The organism is Arsenicibacter rosenii, assembly GCF_001870735.1.
In the GTDB taxonomy this organism is placed as follows: Bacteria; Bacteroidota; Bacteroidia; order Cytophagales; family Spirosomataceae; genus Arsenicibacter; species Arsenicibacter rosenii.
This window is the reverse complement of sequence record NZ_MORL01000010.1, coordinates 25,556-44,544: the sequence shown is the minus strand read 5'-3', so window position 1 is coordinate 44,544 and position 18,989 is coordinate 25,556. Positions and strand designations below refer to the sequence as shown.

Sequence of the window (18,989 nt, the reverse complement as noted above, 5' to 3'; positions counted from 1 at the left end):
CTCTTGCCGGCAGAAGAAATGACTCGACAAAATCGTATAAATTTCTGTCAAAAAGTGATCATAAAAACGAGCAAGTGGTCCTGCTACCCGTAACGTTCACTTTCCTCCTTGTAGATATCTTTCCACAAAAAAACGCCAACTATCTACAGTTGGCGTTTTTAACATCAGGTGTATGTATCCTTAATTTTTATCGTTGTCCAGACGGTCACCAGCCCGTTTGAAACCTTTTTTGATTTCCTGCCAGGCATCAGCTGTTGCGTCCTGTGCGTTCTTCATGTCTACTTTCAGTTCATCACGTTCCTGCTTCAGCTTATCCAGTTCTTCACGGGCATCGGCTTTGGCTTCACGGCCTTCACGCTTGATTTTGGCCTGCAATTCATCAATCCGGGTATCCAGCTTCTGCTGTTGCTCTTTCATGTTTGCAACCGCCTTATCACGCTCTTCGCGGAAATCAGCAGCGGCTTCGTCGGCTTTGGCTTCTACCTTGTCGCCGGCTTCTTTCATATCTTCACGGGCATCTTCGGTAGCCTCTTTGGTATCAGCTTCGATAGCATCGCCCGTATTTTCCAGTGCATCTTCAGTACGCGACTCTTTTTTGTTGTCTGAGCTACAAGATGGCAGCATGGTTAATGACGTAAACACCAGACCTGCGGCCAGAAAGTAACGGAGTTGTTTTGCTAAAACCTGGATAGATTTCATAACGTTTGTGTAGTTTGTTTTAGTTTGACAACCGTAAAAAAACAAACGTCATGCCAAAGCCATCCGGTTTATTTCCATTTGATCGCACAGCCAATGGGCCGGGTTACCGGATTAATAACGGCTTTTCCGGCAATCAGGCTTGTCAGAGCATCTTCCAGATAGCGTACCCGCACACTGTTTGCATCCTGTGGATTGTCGTCAATCGCACCGGTATATTGTAAGGTAAACTGTCCGCCTGTTTGTTTTAGTACATATACTTGTGGCGTTTTTGTCACACCAAACAAACGGGCGACCTGCTGCGTCTCATCAAACAGGTACGGGAATGAATAACTACGCTCGCGGGAGCGGGCCTTCATGTTATCGAATGAATCATCTTCGTAAGCGGCAGGATCATTCGATTGAATGGCCACCACCGGATAGCCTTGTCCGCCATATCGCTGGTTCACCGACTGAATCCGGTCTTCGTAACTTTTCGCAAACGGGCAGTGATTGGAGGTAAACACGACAATTACGCCTTTCTGTGTCCGATAGTCCTGTAGGGAAACCTGGCGATCATCTACGTTTTTCAGCCTGAAGTCCTTTATCACATCCCCAATCCCGTACGTTCCGGGCGATTGCGCCCGTGCACCAACCAAAGTCAGCACAGATAGCATTACTGCCCACATAACCAGCTGACCCCGTTTTCTTTCCATTTCAGTAGCGTATTTGTTTTATTACTTAGATAACGTTGTTGCCTGAAAGATTAATGGCTTGCCATCAATAATAATACTCTTTGTCGCCAAAAAATAACCATTCATCCTTTTTTTATTCCGTTTTATCGCACACTGTTTGTTTACTAAACACTGTTCAGTTACTTTTGTCACGTTAACAATATACCCATGGGAATAACGGAGCGCAAGGAGCGGGAAAAAGAAGAAATGCGTCAACGGATTCTGGATGCAGCCCAAAAGCTGTTTCTGGAAAACGGCTATGAAAAAGTGAGTATCCGTAATATCGCCGATGCGATTGAATATAGTCCGGCCACGATTTATCTCTATTTTAAAGACAAAAACGAGCTGTTGTATGCCGTGCATCAGAAAGGTTTCGGCTTGATGCTGCAGGAGTTTGCTCCGGTCTCAGCAATCAGCGATCCTTTCGAGCAGCTGGTTGAAATGGGCCGCCGGTATATCCGGTTTGCTGTGGATAACCCTGAGTTGTTCGACCTGATGTTTATCATGGCTGCGCCTATGGAAGCATGCCGTGACGATGAATGGGATGAAGGAAAAAATGCGTTTCAAGCCCTGGTTCAGGTTGTACAACATTGTATTGATACCGGTGTCTTTAAACACCAGGATGCCGAAGTAGCTTCCATGATGATCTGGAGTGCTATTCATGGCTATACCGCGCTGTTTCTGCGTAAACGCATGATGATGTTCGACGAAGAGCGCCGTCAGGAACTGATGACTGAGGCCTTTAACCTCTTTTGCGAAACAATAAAAAGAGGGTTGTAAATTTTTTTATGTTTTCACTAAACACTGTTCACTAAATGACCTACGATTATGCATCTCTTAATCAGGCATTCGCGTAAAACCGGATATATACTGGCCCTGGCTTTGTTGTCTTGTAGTACTTTTGCGCAACCCAAGCCTTCTCCTGTTCTGGAAGCGTATGTACAGGAAGGTTTACAAAACAACCTGGCACTCCGCCAGGAAAGTCTCGAAATCAAGCGGGTAACCGAATCATTGACTCAGGCGAAAGCCCTGTTCTACCCACGGTTTACCTTTAACCCGACCTATTCACTGGCAGCCGGTGGCCGGCGACTGCAGTTCCCGGTGGGCGATATGCTGAATCCGGTCTACAAAACCCTCAACCAACTGACGGGCGCGGAACGCTTTCCGACCAATCTGGCTAACGTAGATGAGCTCCTCGCGCCTACCAATTTCCACGATACACGGGTTAATGTGCAGTATGCCATCTACAACACCGACATTCAGTACAACTACCTCATTCAAAAAGATTTACTGAGCGCACAGGAGGCTCGCAAGCGCGTTGTTGTCAACGAACTGCGGTATACCATTACTACGGCCTATTACCAGTATCTGCAAACGCTCGATGCCATCCGCATTTTTACCAACTCCCGCAATCTGCTACGCGAACTGACTCGGCTGAACCAGAAACTTGTCGGCAATAACGTAGCGACCAAAGATGCCGTGACATCGTCAGAATATGAGGTCAGCAAACTTGAACAGCAGCTGGCCAATGCCGTAAAAAACCGGACCACCGCACAGGCATATTTTAATTTTCTGCTCAATAAAGACCTGCAGGCCGCTATTACCGTTGACAGTACGCTCTTAGAACAGGCTCCAACACAAGCGACCGAAACCCTACCCGGGCTGCAGGAAGCGGCCATTACCCGCCGGCAGGAACTGACACAGCTGCAAAGTTCTATCCGGGCGGCTCAGAATGCCGTCAAGCTCAATGAGGCTAATGCCAGAATTCCGTCAGTATATATTGGTGGCTATACCGGCTTTCAGGGCTACGGCTACACGTTCCGCAATCAGGCCTATGGGATTGCCCAGCTCGGGCTGAGCTGGGATTTGTTTAAAGGCTATGAAAAGCGGTCAAAAATTCAGCAGGCCAAAATTCAGGTAGATGCTCTTCAGACGAAGCTGAACGAAGTGCAGCAACAGATCCGGTTGCAGGTAATTCAGGCCGATGCCGACATTGATGCGGCTCAGGAAAGCCTGCAGGCTACACGTCAGGGGGTTACCGCCACCAGCCAGACCCTTAAAGTGATCGACAGCCGGTACCGCAACGGACAAGCGCTGCTGATCGAACTGCTTAAAGCTCAGAATGATCATCTGACCGCCCAGATTCAGCAATCGCTGGCGATGTATGATCTGCTTGTAAAACGCGCTACGTTGAGCCGCATTCTGGCGGAATAGTCCTCATGCTCTGAACAGTATATCACTAATGCACTATGCGTTGACACCAGGCAACGTACTATCTATCACTCTCATTTTTCTGATTATATGAAAACCACGCATTACTTAGTAGCCATACTACCGGCGGTTTTCCTCTGGGCTTGCAGTACCAAAGCCGATGAAAAACCAACCTCATCGGCCACTGAAGAAACGGTCATACCCGTACGGTTAACGAAGGCCGAAACCGTGTTCCGGTCTGAACCGGTTGTGGCTTCAGGGCTGGTATCCTCAGCCGAAGAAGCCCGGTTATCGTTTAAAATCGGCGGCATTATCAGCAAGCTTTACGTCGACGAAGGGCAGTTTGTGCGCAAAGGGCAGTTACTGGCCACACTCGACCTGACCGAAATCAACGCGCAGGTAGCCCAGGCACAACTCAGCGTCGATAAATCGGAGCGCGATCTGAACCGCGTAAAAGCCATGTATGCCGATACGGCCGCCACCCTCGAACAGATGCAGAATGCCACTACGGGCAGCAACGTTGCCCGGCAGAATCTGACGATTGCCCGGTTTAACCAGAACTTTGCCCAGATCCGGTCAACCATCGACGGAACCGTAACCCGGAAGCTGATGAATGAAGGCGAGCTGGCCGGTCCGGGATCCCCCGTGTTTATGATTTCCGGTAACCGGCAAAACGGCTGGGTAGTCCGGGTCGGCGTCTCGGATAAGGACTGGGCACGGCTCAAAATCGGTAATCGTGCTACCATTACGCTGGACGCCTACCCCAACCAAACGTTTACGGGCACCGTTCAGGAACTGGCGCAGGCCGCCGACCCGATGAATAAGCTGTATGAGGTGGAAGTACGGCTTCAGCCGGCCGGTGTAAAACTAGCGCCCGGCTTGTTTGCCAAGGTTACTCTTCAGCCGGGGCAAAGCCGCAGTTACAGCGTAGTACCGGTTGAAAGCATTGTTGAAGGGAATGGTAAGGAAGGATTTGTGTTTACCCTGACGGCCGACCGCAAACACGTTCAGAAACAGCCGGTTCAGATCGGCTTTATCGACGGAGCCAACGTATTGCTGACAAATGGCTTATCGGCAGGCAGCGAAGTGGTTACGGCAGGCTCGGCGTACCTTACTGAAAACTCAACGGTCCAGGTTAAATAATGGAAAATGAATAATGTAAAATGGACAATGGTATGGAAGAAATAACAGGGAGTTTCTGGGCAGAAGAGCCGGGTTCCGGATACCAGCCAAAACAAAACATTGTTCTGGATCGGTCATTTGATTTTGCAGTACGGATTGTGAAGTTTTATCGCTGGCTTTACAAAAATCATGGTGAAATAGCGCCGCTGGCTAAACAGATTCTTAGAAGCGGGACGTCCATCGGAGCTAATCTGGAAGAAGCAGACAGTGCCTTTTCTAAACGAGAATTTGCAGCTAAAGTAGGTATATCGCTCAAAGAATCGCGGGAGACGAGATATTGGCTGCGCCTGTTACACGCAACCGAATACATTGATGACGACATGTTTTCTTCTCTCCGAAAGGACAACGACGAAATTATACGCTTGTTAAACGCGATTTCAAAGACAACACGAGAAAATTCAAAATGATGAATAATGCAAAATGAATGTGAATAAGACGGTTTACGGCGCTATGCCCCTATTATTCATTATCCATTTTTCATTATCCATTCCCATTAGATTATGAACTTGTCTGAATTTTCCGTCAAAAACTGGCAGTTTATGCTGGTGCTGTTTGTGGCCGTACTGGCCCTGGGCATCAACTCCCTGCTGAATATGCCACGGGGCGAAGACCCCGAATTTGTGGCCCCGAGCTTTGCCGTAGCGGTGATCTATCCGGGTACGGATGCCATGGACATGGAAAAGCTGGTCGTTGATCCCGGCGAAGCCCGTTTTAATGCCCTCGACGACATGAACCACGTCATTACCAACGTCGACGACGGGCTGGCTGTGTTCCGGATCGAGTACGACTACGGCGTTGATCCGGATGAAAAATACCAGGAAATTGTGCGCGAAGTCAACGCGCTCAAGGGCGAGCTCCCATCGGATATTTTCCGCATCGACATCAAGAAGTTTTCACCGACTGATGTGAATATTGTCCAGGTTGCGCTGCTGTCGGAAGTAGCATCGTCGAAAGAGCTGGGTGACTATGGAGAGGAGCTTAAAAAGCGCTTTGAGAAGATCAAAAGCCTGAAAAACGCCGAAGACTGGGGCTACCCCGCCAGCGTAGTCAGAGTATCCCTGAACGTCGAGAAAATGGCCCAGAACGGCATCCCTGTCAACCGCGTACTGGGGGCATTACAGGCCGAAAACCTGAACATTCCGGGCGGTAGCCTACAGGCGGGCACCCGCAAATTCAACGTAAAAACATCGGGTGATTACCAGTCGCTGAACGAAATCCGGAACACCATTGTCGCCACCAACGGACAGAAAATCATCTACCTGCGCGATGTTGCCGATGTTGATTTTAACTACGCGGAAGAAACCCACATCACCCGGCTGAATGGCCACCGCGCGGTACTGGTAACGGCCGGTCAGAAAATGGGAGAAAATATTGCCAAAGTAGGCGAACAAGTCAATCCGGTAATTGATGCCTTTGCAAAGACGCTGCCTCCCCACATCACGCTGGTCAAAAACTTTGATCAGTCGGCCAGTGTTAACAAACGACTCAGCCGTTTTGCCAAAGACTTCGGCATTGCCATCCTGCTCGTTTCCCTGACCCTCTTGCCGCTCGGGTTCCGGGCAGCGGTTGTGGTGATGATTTCGATCCCGCTTTCACTGGCCATTGGCCTGGCCGGACTGGATTTTCTGGGTTTCAGTATCAACCAGCTGAGTATTGTCGGCCTGATTGTAGCCCTCGGCATTCTGGTCGATGACTCGATTGTGGTGGTCGAAAACATTGAACGTTACCTGCGCGAAGGCTTTTCGAAGCGAGAAGCGGCCATCCGTGCAACCAAACAGATCACACTGGCAGTTATTGGCTGTACCGTAACGCTGATTCTGGCCTTTTTACCCCTGATGTTCCTGCCCGAGGCATCGGGTGATTTCATCCGGTCCCTGCCAACGGCCGTCGTCACCACCATTCTGGCGTCGTTGCTGGTTTCGCTGACGATTGTGCCTTTCCTGTCGAGCCGTATCCTGAAAGAATCGCACAACCCGGATGGCAACATCTTCCTGCGGGCGCTGAAAAAACTGATCAGCGGCTCGTATAGCCGGTTACTGCATTGGGGCTTACGCCATCCGGCGATCACGCTGACGGTTGCCTTCGCCATCTTTGCCGGTGCGGTATCGATGTTTAAAACCGTTGGTTTTGCGCTTTTCCCGGCCTCCGAAAAACCTCAGTTCCTGATTAACATTGAAACGCCGGAAGGAACCAGCCTGAGCGAAACCGACCGGATTGCGCGCTATGTGGAAGGGAGGCTGAAACAGGTGTCGAGCGTTAAATACGTTACGACAAACGTTGGTAAAGGTCAGCCACGGATTTATTACAACGTGATTCAGCGGAACGAATCGACCAACTATGCGCAGTTTTTCGTACAGCTTCAGGACATGGAACCAGCCGAAAAACGGGCACTGATCGATGAGCTGCGGGAAGCGTTTAAATACTACCCTAACGCCAAAATTGAGGTTAAAGACTTCGAACAAGGTCCTGATCAGGAAGCCCCCGTGGCAGTCCGGGTATTTGGCGAAAACCTTGACTCCCTCAAGATCATGGCGGCACGTGTCGAAGCTGAATTCAAAAAAACACCGGGCCTGATTTATGTAAACAATCCGCTGGCTAATCAGAAAACTGACCTGCGGGTACGGATCAACAAGGAAAAAGCCGGGCTGCTGGGTATTTCGATCGCCGATGTCAACCGGACGATCCGTCTGGCCGTTGCCGGGCTGAACGTCGGGACCTTTAAAGAGCCAAACGGTGATGACTACACCATCAATGTGACGATGCCTAAGGGTAAAATCACGGATCAGGCGGTGCTCAACAACCTCTATGTAAATACCATGACCGGCAGTGCCGTGCCATTGCGCCAGATTGCCGACCTTGAGTTTGAAAGCGGTACTAACCAGATCCGCCATTACGATAAAGACCGTTATGTGACTATCACCGGCTTTGTAAAAACAGGATACCTGGTCGATGATGTGTTTAATGATGTATTACGGAAACTGAATGGGCTGAAATTCCCGAAAGGCTTCAGCTACAAAGCGGCGGGCGAGCTGGAAAGCCGCGAAAAATCGTTCGGCGGCTTGGGTACCATCATTCTGATTACCATCTTCGGGTTCATTGCGGTGCTGATTCTTGAATTCGGCACCTTCAAAAGTACACTGATCGTACTTTCCGTGATTCCGCTAGGCATTATCGGTGCAGTGCTGGCGCTGTACTTGACCGGAAACCCGTTCTCGTTTGTCGCAGTCATCGGCCTGATTGCCCTGATTGGCATTGAAGTGAAAAACTCCATCCTGCTCGTTGATTTTACCAATCAGCTCCGCGAAGAGGGAATGTCGCTGCTGGATGCGATTCAGGAGGCAGGTGAAATCCGTTTCGTACCGATCGTTCTGACGTCGCTGACGGCAATTGGCGGACTTATCCCGCTGGCGATTGAGGGCAATCCGCTTTATTCGCCGCTTGCCTGGGTATTGATCGGCGGCCTGATTTCATCAACCTTACTGTCGCGGATCGTGACGCCGGTGTTGTATAAGATCTTACCGCCCGGCATAACCGTTAAAAAACAGCCTCCGGTAGCCATTGAACAACCGGAAATGGCCTGATTAACCGACAAAAAACGCCGCTGACTGTATGCCAGCGGCGTTTTTTGTATGCGGATGACGGCGGTTACCGGCTTACAGTTTTAACCAGCATCCCCCGCTGTACGGGATCATCGGCTTTCATGCTATTCAGCGTACCGAGCTCCTCCATTCGGGTGGCAGGCATGCCTAATGCGGTCATTACTTCCCTGAACGTACCGGCGCGCGGGGCGGCTTTGATACGCACCCGTTCGGGCTGACGGTTGATTTTGTCCGGATCGCTTAACGCCTTAAAACCACCGGCAACCTGCCGGAACGCATCATAGCGGTTACTGAAGTTTGCGGCCTGTGCCAATCCGTGCAGGGCATAAACGGCATTGTTGTATTGAATCAGCCACGTACCGATCTGCAGGCGCGTTTTAGGGTCTTGCGGCTGCTGTCCGGTTTGCTGCTGTGGGGCCTGCTGTTGCGAGATCAGTACCAGCGCCGGATTGCCGTTTATGGTCGTCCGTGTATTTTCCTGTACAGTCAGCCCAAGCTCTTTAACCAGATTTTGCGCCGCCTCTTCCAGCGATTTACCATTGGCCAGCATCAGAATCATGGCAGACTGTCCGTCTTTGGGACCCATCTGAAACTGAGCCGGCGAGTTCTGGTGTGTCCAACCCGCCGGAACCGGAAACTGAAACCGCAGCTCAGGATGATAAAACTGGTTATTTTCGACAAAGCCCTGCTTCGGGTCTTCACCAAACACAATTCCGTCAATCATGCGGAGATAGCTGTCGCGGTTTGCCTGGTAATTGCCCGGATTTTTGCGCTGATAATCCGTTGCCAGTTCATTCACACGCGTCAGGCGGTTACCCGGATCAGGGTGCGTCGACTGAAACTGCGGAATGGCCTGTCCTGAATTATCCTGAATCCGTTTGATCGTTCCGAAAAAGTTAGCCATCTGGTGTGCATCATAACCAATCTTACTCGAATATTCAACGCCAATGCCGTCAGACTCCGTTTCGTGGGAACGGCTGTAACCCAGCAAAGCCAGTTGAAGCCCCTGAGCAGCGGCTTCGGTGAGCTGCCCTGTTTTGTCCAGCAACACGGACCCCAGAATCAGACCGGCCGTGCCAAACAGCTGGGTGCTTTGTTGCCGGGCCGAATGCCGCGCCGTAATGTGCCCGATTTCGTGTCCTAACACCCCCGCGAATTCAGCTTCGTTATTGAAATGCGCCATGATGCCCCGTGTGAAATAGACATAACCACCGGGTACCGCAAAGGCATTCACCACCGGCGAATCCACAATGTAGAACTGGTAAGGCAAGTCGGGGCGGTGCGAAATCTGCGCCATCGCTTTGCCTTTCTGATTAATAAAATCCTGTAGCTTTTTATCGTCGTATAGCCCCATTGTTGACACCACAGACGGGTGCGACTGCTGCCCAAGGGCAATTTCCTGCTCTTTCGACATAAAAACGACCTCCCGTTTTCCGGTAACCGGATTCCGGGAACAGGCCGTTAAGCCAATCAGTGTGATGAATAGAAGCGAACGTATTGAAACCATCTCTCAGTAATGTGTATTGTTTGTAGTGGGTTATAACCAATCAAAAGTAAGACTGGTTTTAATCCTTGATTCTACTGAAGACCTTCCGGACGAAAGTTTCTGTAAGTGGTCCCTGATCACTTTACTAAAACCGCAATCACCTGTTTAGTACCTTCTTCAATCAAGACCAGCCAATACAGTCCCGGACTCAGCGGCTGGTCCGGAATCCATTGCCCGGTCTGCATGCCCGTTTGCCGCCATTGCCCGGTAACAGGCCGGCCGTTGGTAGTCAAGACACTAACTTCCGGCCGGATTGCCTGCTGTAATACCATGCCAATACCTGTCGGGCTAGCCGGGTTAGGTGCCACAACCGCTAAAGGCCGATTCGTTTTAACAGTTACCGGAACCGGCTTCATTGCCAGCTCCCGGCCATCACTGTCTAATTGCAGTAACTGATAATAGCTCGTCCCTTCCAGCGGCTGTTTATCCCGAAAAGTATACTGCTGACGGATTTGTGTCCCTCCGGTGGCCGGTTGTTCATGGATGCGTTCGTATGCCCGCCCATCCCGGCTACGCTGCACCACAAAGTGACTGGCCTTATCTTCCTGTATCGTCGCCCATTCGGTTTGCACCCCGTTTTGCTCCGGTTGCGCCCTGAAATAAAGCAACGATACCGGTGTGGGCGTCTGCGTCACGGTACCGCTCACCACGATGTTATCCAGCCGCAGGGTCCCGCCCTGCGAAATCAGTTTGCAGGCATAAATCCGGAAGCTGATAGAGCCGGCTACATTCGCATAAGACAATCCGATATTGGCCTGCTGATAGCTGTCTGTTACGGCAAAAGCACCAATGTCACCGGAAAATCCGTCGGCGCCTGACCGCACATACACCTCCTGCGGGCCCGCATTTGAGCGGTTGAAGAAGAATGAGAGACCTGTCAGGGTCATTTTTTCGCCGTTAAGCGGCTGAAGTGTTATCTGGACAAACTCACTGTAATTACAGGTAGATACCGACCAGTTCTGAATATTACCGGCCTGCCCCGACTGCCCGGGCGCATAGGGCGAAATGCCGGACAAATTGACGCCGGTCAGATTGGCGCCACTGCCCTGAACGTTTGGGCTGGATGATACGGCTCCGGTATTTCCGTCAAATCCCCACGTAACCGTAAAGGGAGTCTGAGCCAACACCAGCGAGCCAAATACCGAAGCTAATAAACTGACTATTAAAAAGATAACTAACTTCATAAACCACACAATCAGGAACTTTGCCAAAGTGATAAAACTCCGGCAAAGTTCCAATTCGTGTTAGTAAACGAACGTCCCGGCTTCGCTCTGAATCGTTACCTGCTTACCCTCAAAAGCCTCCACATGGCCGATAATCTGCGCATCGATACCAAACGATTTTGCGATGTCAATCACCTGTTGTGCCTTTGCTTGGGATAGATAAATTTCGAGGCGATGCCCCATATTGAAGACTTTGTACATTTCCTGCCAGCTCGTCCCGCTTTCTTCCTGAATCAGGCGGAACAGCGGCGGTACCGGAAACAGGTTGTTCTTGACTACATGCACACCGTCCACAAAATGCAGCACCTTGGTCTGTGCCCCACCCGAGCAGTGGACCATGCCGTGAATCTCAGTGTGTAGTTCTGTCAGCAAGGCTTTTACGACCGGAGCATAGGTCCGCGTCGGTGATAAAATCAGTTGTCCCACATTCAGTCCTGTCTCCGGCATAACATCTGTCAGTCGTTTTGAGCCGCTGTAAACCAGGCTACGGTCGACCGCCGGATCAAAACTTTCGGGATATTGACTGGCCAGATAATGGGCCAGCACATCGTGCCGTGCCGACGTCAGGCCGTTGCTGCCCATACCGCCGTTATACGTGTTTTCGTAGGTGGCCTGCCCAAATGAAGCCAGCCCGACAATCACGTCACCAGCCTGAATGCGGTCATTGCTGATCACGTCGCTGCGTTTCATGCGGGCAATGACCGTACTGTCGACAATCACCGTCCGGACCAGATCCCCGACATCGGCCGTTTCACCGCCGGTACTGTAAATGTCAATACCGTGGCTCCGCAGCATCTCCAGCACCTCTTCGGTACCGTTGATGATTTCGGCAATTACCTCGCCCGGAATCAGGTTTTTGTTCCGTCCGATCGTCGATGAAAGCAGCATCGGGCCGGTTGCTCCTACGCAGATCAGATCATCGGTATTCATGACGACTGCATCCTGGGCAATGCCCCGCCAAACCGACAGATCGCCGGTTTCGCGCCAGTACAGGTAGGCAAGCGATGATTTAGTGCCTGCCCCGTCGGCGTGCATGATGGTACAGTAATCGGGGTCACCGGCCAGGGTATCCGGCACAATTTTGCAGAAAGCTTTCGGGAAAAGGCCCTTATCAAGCTTGGCTATGGCGTTATGAACGTCTTCTTTCTGAGAGGAAACACCCCGTTGGGCGTAGCGGTCAGTCATGATAAATTTGCAGTATTGACAACGCAAAGATACCGTTTCTCCCGCTTACTTCACCTTAAATTCTACAGTATACCCTGGCGGCAGTTTAGGGACAAGCACCCAGTTCATGCTGAAGACGAGTTTTTTGCACCATCCAGACTCACGGACCTTCACTGTATAAACGTATTTTCTGTGTTTGGCAACAGGCTCCACAAGGCGTGTAAAGGCCACATCGCACCCACCGTCGGCATAGTTGCCGAGCAGGGTAAATTTTGTAAAGTCAATCGTTTCCGGCACAAAGGAGCGGCAACTGTTCTTTCCCGGGCCGGCATACGTCTGATAAGCAAAAAATGACCGGAAGGCACTGTCGCTGTCAATAACGATATCCTGCTTTCTGAGCGTATCAGACCCGAACCATGCCGGGAGGTAACACATATTCTGTCCGGATGCCGACCCGTTTGCCGGATACTCGGCGATAATAATGCCACGGTTATGATTTTTACCGTCGATCAGATCAATACAGCTATCGTGAATGACTAGCAAGCCGATCAGAATCAGGGGCGTCAGGTGTGTTTTTCGGAACATCTCACCGGTGTTTTTTTGAGAGGACCCGTTTTGGGGCAGAATCGTTGCAGGATGTCAAACAAAAAGGCCCTGTACCGAAACGATACAGGGCCTTTTGTGTATGCTCTTCACAGGAAAAGCTCAGGCTTTCTTCAGGAACTCTGTCCGCAACACCATCATGGTCCGGTCTACTCTGCCTTCAATTTCGGCCTCGTCGTCGGTAAGCCGGATGTTTTTAACCAGTGTACCACGCTTCAGCACCGATGAAGAACCACGCACCTTCAGATCTTTGATGAGGGTTACCGAATCCCCATCTTTCAACAAGTTACCGTTACTGTCTTTGACTTCCATAAAAAGAGGAATAATTTCGGCCGCAAAGATACAGCTTTATATTTTCATCAATGGATTAAAGAGCCTTATTCCCGTTATACTGTCAAAGTCGCCTGTATTGTCAGTATTGAGTCCGGCATCATACAGCAAAGCGGTAGCGGCTATTATTGAATCACCAAGTGAGTATTTCCGTTGCTGTTTTAGCAGGATAGCCAAATCAATCACGGGTTCATTTATTGGTAAAACCGGCACTATGTCGAATACATGCTCAAAGTATTCTTTTTCAGCTTTTACTAACCTGTGATAGCCTAGCGTCTCAACCTTCGAAATTGCAGAAACACATACATCAGGGGCTAATAGCAATGGCCTTAAATAACGATACTCATCCTTTGCAGCATAAATAATGATGTTCGTATCCAGAAGCTTCATACTTCGCGAAAAGGGTGTTTCCGGCCTTTACGCGAGTCTTCAATACTTTCCAGCATTTTGTCAACATCAAGTGAGTTGGCCCCGCGCATAATTACCGCACGGGCGCGCTCGTATTGCTCACTGTTATTTGATACCTGATAGCTAACCTGCAATCGGTTGAGTAGGTCCAGTAACCATTTAGCCTCATCCTGATCGGGTAAGTTAATCGTAATCTGCGTCATAAGCCGGCTCTTAACTAGTAATTATGCCTCCAGGCATTTATAAAAATACGAAGATCGGATCAAAATGTTTTTACAGACGCATACTTTATTCACAAGGCCTGTACTCTTACTTCAGTACCTCAACCGTATCCAGTTCGGGGCCGCCACCGTGATTGGCCGAACCGGCAACGATGTAAATTTTCTTCTTATACACCACGGCCTGCGTACCATGCCGCCCCTGTTTCATACGCGGACCGGCTGTCCATGTATTGGTTTTCGGGTCCAGTATTTCGGCTTCGTTATGCGCCGCAAGCTGCGGGCTTTCTCCGCCGATAATCCATACCTTGCCGTTGTTAGTCACCGCCGTACTCCCCGCCCGCTGCGTCGGAATGTTGGATTCGGCGGGTAACGTTGCCCACTGACCGGTTTTGAAATCGTACATATCCACTTCGGCAATCGTCGTTTCGAGCACCTGATTGGTTTTTGCCGACGATTTACGGCCTCCGGCCAGATACAGTTTATCCCCGACCATGGCGGCGCTGATGTGGTCCCGTACGCGTGGCGCATCGGGCAGTTGTTTCCAGGTATTTGTTTTCGGATCGTATTCGTCAAACCAGGCTACATGACCATCGTAATGCCCGTCTATAATGCCGCAGACAACATAAATCCTGTCTTTGTATACCACCACACCGGCCGAGCCCCGAAGCCGTTCTTTAGGGATTTCCGGACCTTTCCGCCAGTTGCCGGTTTTCGGGCTGTAGATGTACATATTCGGAATCGGTGTCTCATGCGGGTATTTTCCCTCAAAAGCCGCAATCACATACACTTCGTCGTGGTAATTAATAGCCTGAAAGTGGTTCATCTCGACCGGCGGAACCGGGAGCTTCTTCCACATCAGTGTTTTCAGGTTCAGGGCCTCTAACGGCTTCATACCACGGCCACCAATGGCATACAGGCTGTCGCCGACCAGGGCAGCAGCATTCTCGTGGCGTTTTTCACAGCTGTTTTGGGGGGTTACCGGTTCCCATTCCTGACCAAAAGCCAGAGCGGGTGCCAGCAATAGCAGCAGTATTAGTTTTTTCATACTACAGAGAGATTGGTTGTTAAGGGTTTAGTTATCACTCAATCAGCGTCGTAAACGATACCGGTTTCCTGCCGGATGGCATCCAGCAAGCCCATCAGATTTTCGCTATCCTCCAGCGACCACATCCGGCTTTCGGTCAGGCCCTGCGCCAGACAGTCGCCAACGTGCTGAATTTCATAGTCGTAGCCGTGGGTTTTTCGGTTAAAATCAAAGCGTTCCGGCTCCTGCCCGTCGAGTTCCAGCGACACGGCCATGCTTTCGTGAAACCGGCCATGAATGCGGATCATGCCTTTTTCCCCATAGATCAGCCCTATGCAATCGGTTTTGGCCATGATCGTACTATCAAGCAGGGCCATTTTACCGCCAGCATAGGTCAGCGCCATGCCACACTGTTCATCGACACCCGTCGACCCGATGTTGGCTGCCGCTTTTATGCTTTCGGGGATCCCCAACAGCAAATACGATAAAAACAGGGGGTAAATGCCAATATCAAGCAACGATCCGCCGCCAAGCGCCTTATTGAACAAACGGCCTTCCGGATCGAACGTGGCGCGGAAGCCGAAATCGGCTTTCAGCAGCTGCACCTTGCCGATGGCGCCTTCGTCGATCAGTGCCTTTGCTTTCAGGATCGCAGGCATAAACCGGCTCCAGAGTGCTTCCATCAGAAAAACCTGACGACTGCGGGCTAAGGCCACCATTTCGCCTACCTGACGGCCATTCATCGCAAATGGTTTTTCGCACAAAACCGCCTTATTTCCGCCCAGCAGCATCATGGTATTAGCGTAATGCTGCACGTGTGGGGTAGCGATGTATACCACGTCCACCTCGTCGCAGGTAAGCAATGCCTCATAGCTGTCGAAGGCATACCGGGCTCCGTACTGAGCTGCAAATGCTTCTGCCCGCGCCTGATCCGAAGAAGCAACGGCATACAATTCAGCATCCGGTACCATCAGTAGATCCTGTGCAAATTTGTGGGCGATCCGGCCCGGTCCAAGTATTCCCCAGCGAGTCATATTCAGTAAATCAGATAACAGTAATTAAGCAGGAATTAGGGCAAGTGCGTAAATTGGCAGCGGCAAAACTAACTCTTTTACGTTACTATAAAGGGAATACTCTGCCAACCTTACCCCGGTTTTGTTATGAAAAAGTCTTTTTTTGCGCTGTTAACCACTTTATTAACGATTTATAGCCTGTCTCTTCGGGCGCAGATTACCGATAGTGCCGATCCTCTCCGCCCTTCGGCCCCCGACACTACAAAACGCGTAAAGGCGGATTCCTCCACGTCCCGGGCAGTACAAAAACCGGCCCGTGATTCAGTTACGTACCGGATTAAAGTCACTGCCGACGGGACAGCTAACAGCGGCAATGTAAACCGGGTACTACTGCAGTTAACCAGCGCGATTGACTACGAGTTAAGCCGGCAGTTCAAGCTTTCCACCAATCCTTCATTCATTTATGGTCGTCAGAACGGTTTATTGAACGAGCGGGAATGGGCTGGCGATCTGCGGTCTACCTTCAGGTATGATGACCGGCTCTATTACCTTGCCTTTGGTTCACTGGAAAAAAGTAATCTGCGAAAAATTGCCCTGCGTTTTTCAGCAGCCGGAGGTGTCGGATACAAGCTGGTAACCAAACCGTCGGCTTACCTGTCGGTTACCAATGTATTTCTGTATGAGTACACCAACTTCATTGAACTCAACGATATCAACGTTCTGCGCAACTCGGCGCGGGTATATGGCGAATATTTTATGGGTAAAGACAAGCGCTGGTCGATTTCCCACACGGCGTTTTACCAGCCTGCTCTCAACCAGAAAGGCAATGTACGCTGGAACGCCAGTCTGAGCGTTCAGGTACGGGTAACGGCTGCCGTAAGCCTGCGGACGACAGCCTTCAACTCTTACGAAAGCATTATTTCGCCCGGGCGTAAGAACAACGATTTCCGGTGGACAATGGGTCTGGTGTATGAGAAAAAATAAAGGCTGACGGTATCCATCAGCCTCTCGTTACTATTGGCGCTCGCCGTACGGGATAATGAGTTTTTCACCCCGTTGGGCAAAATCTTTGGTTTTCCCGTTTGCCCGCATCAGCGCTTCTTTGCTGATACCGTATTTTTCGGCCACCACCCGCAGGACATCGCCCGGCCCGACGGTATGCACCGCACGGGCTTTTACGTTTAGCCGGGTAACGCCGGCCTTTACGGATTCTTCGGTGACATCCGGATTCATGGCCTTCAATGTGCTGACCTTCATGTTCAGCCGGTTGGCAATGCCGTAAAACGTCTCACCGTCTCCGACGGTGTAGGTTGTTGTTACCCCGCCTTTCGGAATGTCAGGCTTTTTTTCTTCCGCCTTTGGTTTTTCCTCAACCGGTGGTTTAGTCTCGTTAGCGGCGGTTTTGGTTTCTTCGCCTTCTGCAGCCGGTTTCGTTTCCTCTACGGCCGGTTCGGCAGGCGGTGTTTCCTGCGACAAATCAACCGGGGCCGGTGTTGCCGTGGTATCTACCAGGGTATCAATCGGGGCAATAAGCTCCGACTCACCCTCCAGCGACAGGTTCCGTTGCACCGAATCGATCGGGATATTCGTCAATTCTTCGGTATTGCCCGTCGTGTCGGCCAGTTTTTCGTAACCGATGTACAACAGGGCAATAATCATGGCCACCAACACCGCGAGTGTAATGGCAGGAAGTTGTGAACTACCGCTTTGTTGTTGATGTGCACTCATATGGGTTTTACTTGCAAATTAGGTTAGCGAGTGAAGCTCCCGGCTCATCTCATCGACTTTGGCTTTCAGGCTTTCCTTATACGCATCCAGCCGGGCAGCAACGGCATCGTCAAATGTGCCTATAATCTGAGCAGCCAGGATACCGGCATTACGGGCACCGTTCAAGGCGACCGTAGCCACCGGAACACCCGACGGCATTTGCAGAATCGACAGCACTGAGTCCCAGCCATCAATGGAGTTACTCGATTTAACCGGCACTCCGATTACCGGCAACATGGTCAGTGAGGCCACCATTCCCGGCAGATGGGCAGCTCCGCCCGCACCGGCAATGATCACTTTCAGGCCACGTTCGCGTGCTGTCTTTCCATACGCAACCATCTTTTCAGGCGTGCGGTGTGCCGATACAATATCCATCTCGAAAGCGATACCGAATTCAGTCAGCATGTCTGCGGCTTCCTGCATTACCTTCCGGTCAGAAAGGCTTCCCATGATAATCCCTACCATACTCAACAATGTTCAATCCGTAAACCGATTCACTATAAACCGATTACTTTATATATTAATCAACTTTAACTGCGAAATAACGCAGTTTCATGCACACTTAGGTGGCTGAGAACTATTTTTTATTTAACAAACGGCACAATGAGGCTACGGGACAGTCATCTGTCCCGGTCAGAGCGATTCCTCTCCTGAAAAAGCGGTCAATACAGCCTGAGGGCAGAAGGGTTAATGCACAGTTGCTTTAACACCGAAATCGTTGCGTTCGAAAAAGCGAAGCTGTTGATACCCGTCAATGGCGTAGTGCTGCACCCGCCATTCGCTGCCGGAAGCCGGCGCACACGTCATCAGCACATGCCGGTCTGACTCGTATAACAGGTTCCTGGTCCGCAGCAGGGCTTCGATCCGGCGGGGCTGACGGGTTGCCGAATCCAGCTGAATGCTCAGCGACCGGACCGTCAGTTTGTCTTCTTCCGGCTTCAGGGTATAGGTATACGACAGCGGATCGGCCTGACTAACCTGATAGCTGCTCCGGAAAGCGGATTTATTCAGATCGGCCTGCACAAACAGTTCAAGTTCATGGGCCCAATCTACCTCCCGGGTTTGTTGGTTCTGCGTCTGCTGTTTAATCGTAGCGGCCTTATCGACCATGGGTTTTTGCTTCTCCAGCAGAGCAATCTGCTTTTTCACAAAACCCTCAAGGTCATAATATACCTTGGTCTGATTTTGATCACTCGCTGGCGTACAGGCCGAAAAAACGGCCATCCCAAGGCATATGGCTACTTGTAAGACGTGTCTCATAATCACAAAAAAGGCGCCCTCCGCAGGGT

At 50.7% G+C, this 18,989-nt stretch carries 20 protein-coding genes; 6 read left to right on the top strand and 14 right to left on the bottom strand.

Annotated elements, in window-relative coordinates; translation table 11 throughout:
* Nucleotides 1-180: 180 nt before the first annotated feature.
* Nucleotides 181-699: a sll1863 family stress response protein gene (locus tag BLX24_RS18225; RefSeq protein ID WP_071504624.1), complete on the bottom strand. Its 519-nt coding sequence runs from the start codon at nt 697-699 to the stop codon at nt 181-183.
* Nucleotides 700-767: 68 nt separating this feature from the next.
* Nucleotides 768-1,391: a thioredoxin family protein gene (locus BLX24_RS18220; RefSeq protein WP_071504623.1), complete on the bottom strand. Its 624-nt coding sequence runs from the start codon at nt 1,389-1,391 to the stop codon at nt 768-770.
* A 186-nt stretch (nt 1,392-1,577) separates the two neighbouring features.
* Here BLX24_RS18220 and BLX24_RS18215 point away from each other — a divergent pair, with 186 nt between their 5' ends.
* The 5 genes from BLX24_RS18215 to BLX24_RS18195 all read left to right on the top strand — a co-directional run bounded on the left by BLX24_RS18215 (nt 1,578) and on the right by BLX24_RS18195 (nt 8,383).
* The gene (locus BLX24_RS18215; RefSeq protein ID WP_071504622.1) at nt 1,578-2,189 is read left to right on the top strand and encodes a TetR/AcrR family transcriptional regulator; all 612 of its coding nucleotides are present in this window, start codon (nt 1,578-1,580) and stop codon (nt 2,187-2,189) included.
* A gap of 48 nt (nt 2,190-2,237) precedes the next feature.
* The gene (locus BLX24_RS18210) at nt 2,238-3,623 is read left to right on the top strand and encodes a TolC family protein (RefSeq protein WP_071504621.1); all 1,386 of its coding nucleotides are present in this window, start codon (nt 2,238-2,240) and stop codon (nt 3,621-3,623) included.
* Nucleotides 3,624-3,710: 87 nt separating this feature from the next.
* Nucleotides 3,711-4,763: an efflux RND transporter periplasmic adaptor subunit gene (locus BLX24_RS18205; protein ID WP_071504620.1), complete on the top strand. Its 1,053-nt coding sequence runs from the start codon at nt 3,711-3,713 to the stop codon at nt 4,761-4,763.
* A 32-nt stretch (nt 4,764-4,795) separates the two neighbouring features.
* Nucleotides 4,796-5,209, top strand: coding sequence for a four helix bundle protein (locus BLX24_RS18200; RefSeq protein WP_071504708.1), 414 nt, complete (start codon nt 4,796-4,798; stop codon nt 5,207-5,209).
* A 93-nt stretch (nt 5,210-5,302) separates the two neighbouring features.
* Nucleotides 5,303-8,383: an efflux RND transporter permease subunit gene (locus BLX24_RS18195; protein WP_071504619.1), complete on the top strand. Its 3,081-nt coding sequence runs from the start codon at nt 5,303-5,305 to the stop codon at nt 8,381-8,383.
* Nucleotides 8,384-8,447: 64 nt separating this feature from the next.
* Here the strand turns inward: BLX24_RS18195 and BLX24_RS18190 are convergent, their stop codons facing one another.
* From BLX24_RS18190 to BLX24_RS18150, 9 genes are all read right to left on the bottom strand, one after another.
* Nucleotides 8,448-9,908, bottom strand: a complete 1,461-nt coding sequence (locus BLX24_RS18190; protein WP_071504618.1) for a M48 family metalloprotease — start codon at nt 9,906-9,908, stop codon at nt 8,448-8,450.
* A gap of 116 nt (nt 9,909-10,024) precedes the next feature.
* Nucleotides 10,025-11,131: a hypothetical protein gene (locus tag BLX24_RS18185; RefSeq protein ID WP_071504707.1), complete on the bottom strand. Its 1,107-nt coding sequence runs from the start codon at nt 11,129-11,131 to the stop codon at nt 10,025-10,027.
* 60 nt (nt 11,132-11,191) lie between these two features.
* Entirely contained in the window at nt 11,192-12,355 is a 1,164-nt protein-coding gene (locus BLX24_RS18180) for an AIR synthase related protein (protein ID WP_071504617.1), read from the bottom strand.
* A gap of 45 nt (nt 12,356-12,400) precedes the next feature.
* Nucleotides 12,401-12,919, bottom strand: a complete 519-nt coding sequence (locus tag BLX24_RS18175; protein WP_071504616.1) for a hypothetical protein — start codon at nt 12,917-12,919, stop codon at nt 12,401-12,403.
* Between the two features lie 120 nt (nt 12,920-13,039).
* Nucleotides 13,040-13,249 carry a zinc ribbon domain-containing protein YjdM gene (locus BLX24_RS18170; RefSeq protein WP_071504615.1) on the bottom strand — a complete coding sequence of 70 codons (210 nt, stop codon included), beginning with the start codon at nt 13,247-13,249 and terminating at the stop codon, nt 13,040-13,042.
* Between the two features lie 36 nt (nt 13,250-13,285).
* Nucleotides 13,286-13,657: a type II toxin-antitoxin system VapC family toxin gene (locus tag BLX24_RS18165; protein ID WP_071504614.1), complete on the bottom strand. Its 372-nt coding sequence runs from the start codon at nt 13,655-13,657 to the stop codon at nt 13,286-13,288.
* On the bottom strand, nt 13,654-13,878 hold the full coding sequence (locus BLX24_RS18160; RefSeq protein WP_071504613.1) for a hypothetical protein: 225 nt from the start codon (nt 13,876-13,878) through the stop codon (nt 13,654-13,656). Before BLX24_RS18160 ends, BLX24_RS18165 begins: the two co-directional genes overlap by 4 nt.
* A gap of 106 nt (nt 13,879-13,984) precedes the next feature.
* The gene (locus BLX24_RS18155; protein ID WP_071504612.1) at nt 13,985-14,941 is read right to left on the bottom strand and encodes a Kelch repeat-containing protein; all 957 of its coding nucleotides are present in this window, start codon (nt 14,939-14,941) and stop codon (nt 13,985-13,987) included.
* Between the two features lie 38 nt (nt 14,942-14,979).
* Nucleotides 14,980-15,954, bottom strand: coding sequence for a Gfo/Idh/MocA family protein (locus tag BLX24_RS18150; RefSeq protein ID WP_071504611.1), 975 nt, complete (start codon nt 15,952-15,954; stop codon nt 14,980-14,982).
* 126 nt (nt 15,955-16,080) lie between these two features.
* Here BLX24_RS18150 and BLX24_RS18145 point away from each other — a divergent pair, with 126 nt between their 5' ends.
* Nucleotides 16,081-16,917 carry a DUF481 domain-containing protein gene (locus BLX24_RS18145; RefSeq protein ID WP_071504610.1) on the top strand — a complete coding sequence of 279 codons (837 nt, stop codon included), beginning with the start codon at nt 16,081-16,083 and terminating at the stop codon, nt 16,915-16,917.
* Nucleotides 16,918-16,947: 30 nt separating this feature from the next.
* On the opposite strand, the gene BLX24_RS18140 is transcribed toward BLX24_RS18145, so the two are convergent.
* The 3 genes from BLX24_RS18140 to BLX24_RS18130 form a co-directional block, all read right to left on the bottom strand.
* Complete coding sequence (locus tag BLX24_RS18140) at nt 16,948-17,661, bottom strand: LysM peptidoglycan-binding domain-containing protein (protein ID WP_071504609.1); 714 nt, start codon at nt 17,659-17,661, stop codon at nt 16,948-16,950.
* A gap of 18 nt (nt 17,662-17,679) precedes the next feature.
* A complete protein-coding gene (purE, locus tag BLX24_RS18135) occupies nt 17,680-18,165 on the bottom strand; it encodes a 5-(carboxyamino)imidazole ribonucleotide mutase (RefSeq protein WP_071504608.1) in 486 nt (161 codons plus the stop codon).
* A 222-nt stretch (nt 18,166-18,387) separates the two neighbouring features.
* On the bottom strand, nt 18,388-18,960 hold the full coding sequence (locus tag BLX24_RS18130) for a hypothetical protein (RefSeq protein ID WP_071504607.1): 573 nt from the start codon (nt 18,958-18,960) through the stop codon (nt 18,388-18,390).
* Nucleotides 18,961-18,989 lie beyond the last annotated feature (29 nt).

Coding starts and splice junctions, on each gene's coding strand:
- BLX24_RS18225 (WP_071504624.1), bottom strand. CDS start 699: ATGAAATCTATCCAGGTTTTAGCAAAACAACTCCGTTACTTTCTGGCC.
- BLX24_RS18220 (WP_071504623.1), bottom strand. CDS start 1,391: ATGGAAAGAAAACGGGGTCAGCTGGTTATGTGGGCAGTAATGCTATCT.
- BLX24_RS18215 (WP_071504622.1), top strand. CDS start 1,578: ATGGGAATAACGGAGCGCAAGGAGCGGGAAAAAGAAGAAATGCGTCAA.
- BLX24_RS18210 (WP_071504621.1), top strand. CDS start 2,238: ATGCATCTCTTAATCAGGCATTCGCGTAAAACCGGATATATACTGGCC.
- BLX24_RS18205 (WP_071504620.1), top strand. CDS start 3,711: ATGAAAACCACGCATTACTTAGTAGCCATACTACCGGCGGTTTTCCTC.
- BLX24_RS18200 (WP_071504708.1), top strand. CDS start 4,796: ATGGAAGAAATAACAGGGAGTTTCTGGGCAGAAGAGCCGGGTTCCGGA.
- BLX24_RS18195 (WP_071504619.1), top strand. CDS start 5,303: ATGAACTTGTCTGAATTTTCCGTCAAAAACTGGCAGTTTATGCTGGTG.
- BLX24_RS18190 (WP_071504618.1), bottom strand. CDS start 9,908: ATGGTTTCAATACGTTCGCTTCTATTCATCACACTGATTGGCTTAACG.
- BLX24_RS18185 (WP_071504707.1), bottom strand. CDS start 11,131: ATGAAGTTAGTTATCTTTTTAATAGTCAGTTTATTAGCTTCGGTATTT.
- BLX24_RS18180 (WP_071504617.1), bottom strand. CDS start 12,355: ATGACTGACCGCTACGCCCAACGGGGTGTTTCCTCTCAGAAAGAAGAC.
- BLX24_RS18175 (WP_071504616.1), bottom strand. CDS start 12,919: ATGTTCCGAAAAACACACCTGACGCCCCTGATTCTGATCGGCTTGCTA.
- BLX24_RS18170 (WP_071504615.1), bottom strand. CDS start 13,249: ATGGAAGTCAAAGACAGTAACGGTAACTTGTTGAAAGATGGGGATTCG.
- BLX24_RS18165 (WP_071504614.1), bottom strand. CDS start 13,657: ATGAAGCTTCTGGATACGAACATCATTATTTATGCTGCAAAGGATGAG.
- BLX24_RS18160 (WP_071504613.1), bottom strand. CDS start 13,878: ATGACGCAGATTACGATTAACTTACCCGATCAGGATGAGGCTAAATGG.
- BLX24_RS18155 (WP_071504612.1), bottom strand. CDS start 14,941: ATGAAAAAACTAATACTGCTGCTATTGCTGGCACCCGCTCTGGCTTTT.
- BLX24_RS18150 (WP_071504611.1), bottom strand. CDS start 15,954: ATGACTCGCTGGGGAATACTTGGACCGGGCCGGATCGCCCACAAATTT.
- BLX24_RS18145 (WP_071504610.1), top strand. CDS start 16,081: ATGAAAAAGTCTTTTTTTGCGCTGTTAACCACTTTATTAACGATTTAT.
- BLX24_RS18140 (WP_071504609.1), bottom strand. CDS start 17,661: ATGAGTGCACATCAACAACAAAGCGGTAGTTCACAACTTCCTGCCATT.
- purE (WP_071504608.1), bottom strand. CDS start 18,165: ATGGTAGGGATTATCATGGGAAGCCTTTCTGACCGGAAGGTAATGCAG.
- BLX24_RS18130 (WP_071504607.1), bottom strand. CDS start 18,960: ATGAGACACGTCTTACAAGTAGCCATATGCCTTGGGATGGCCGTTTTT.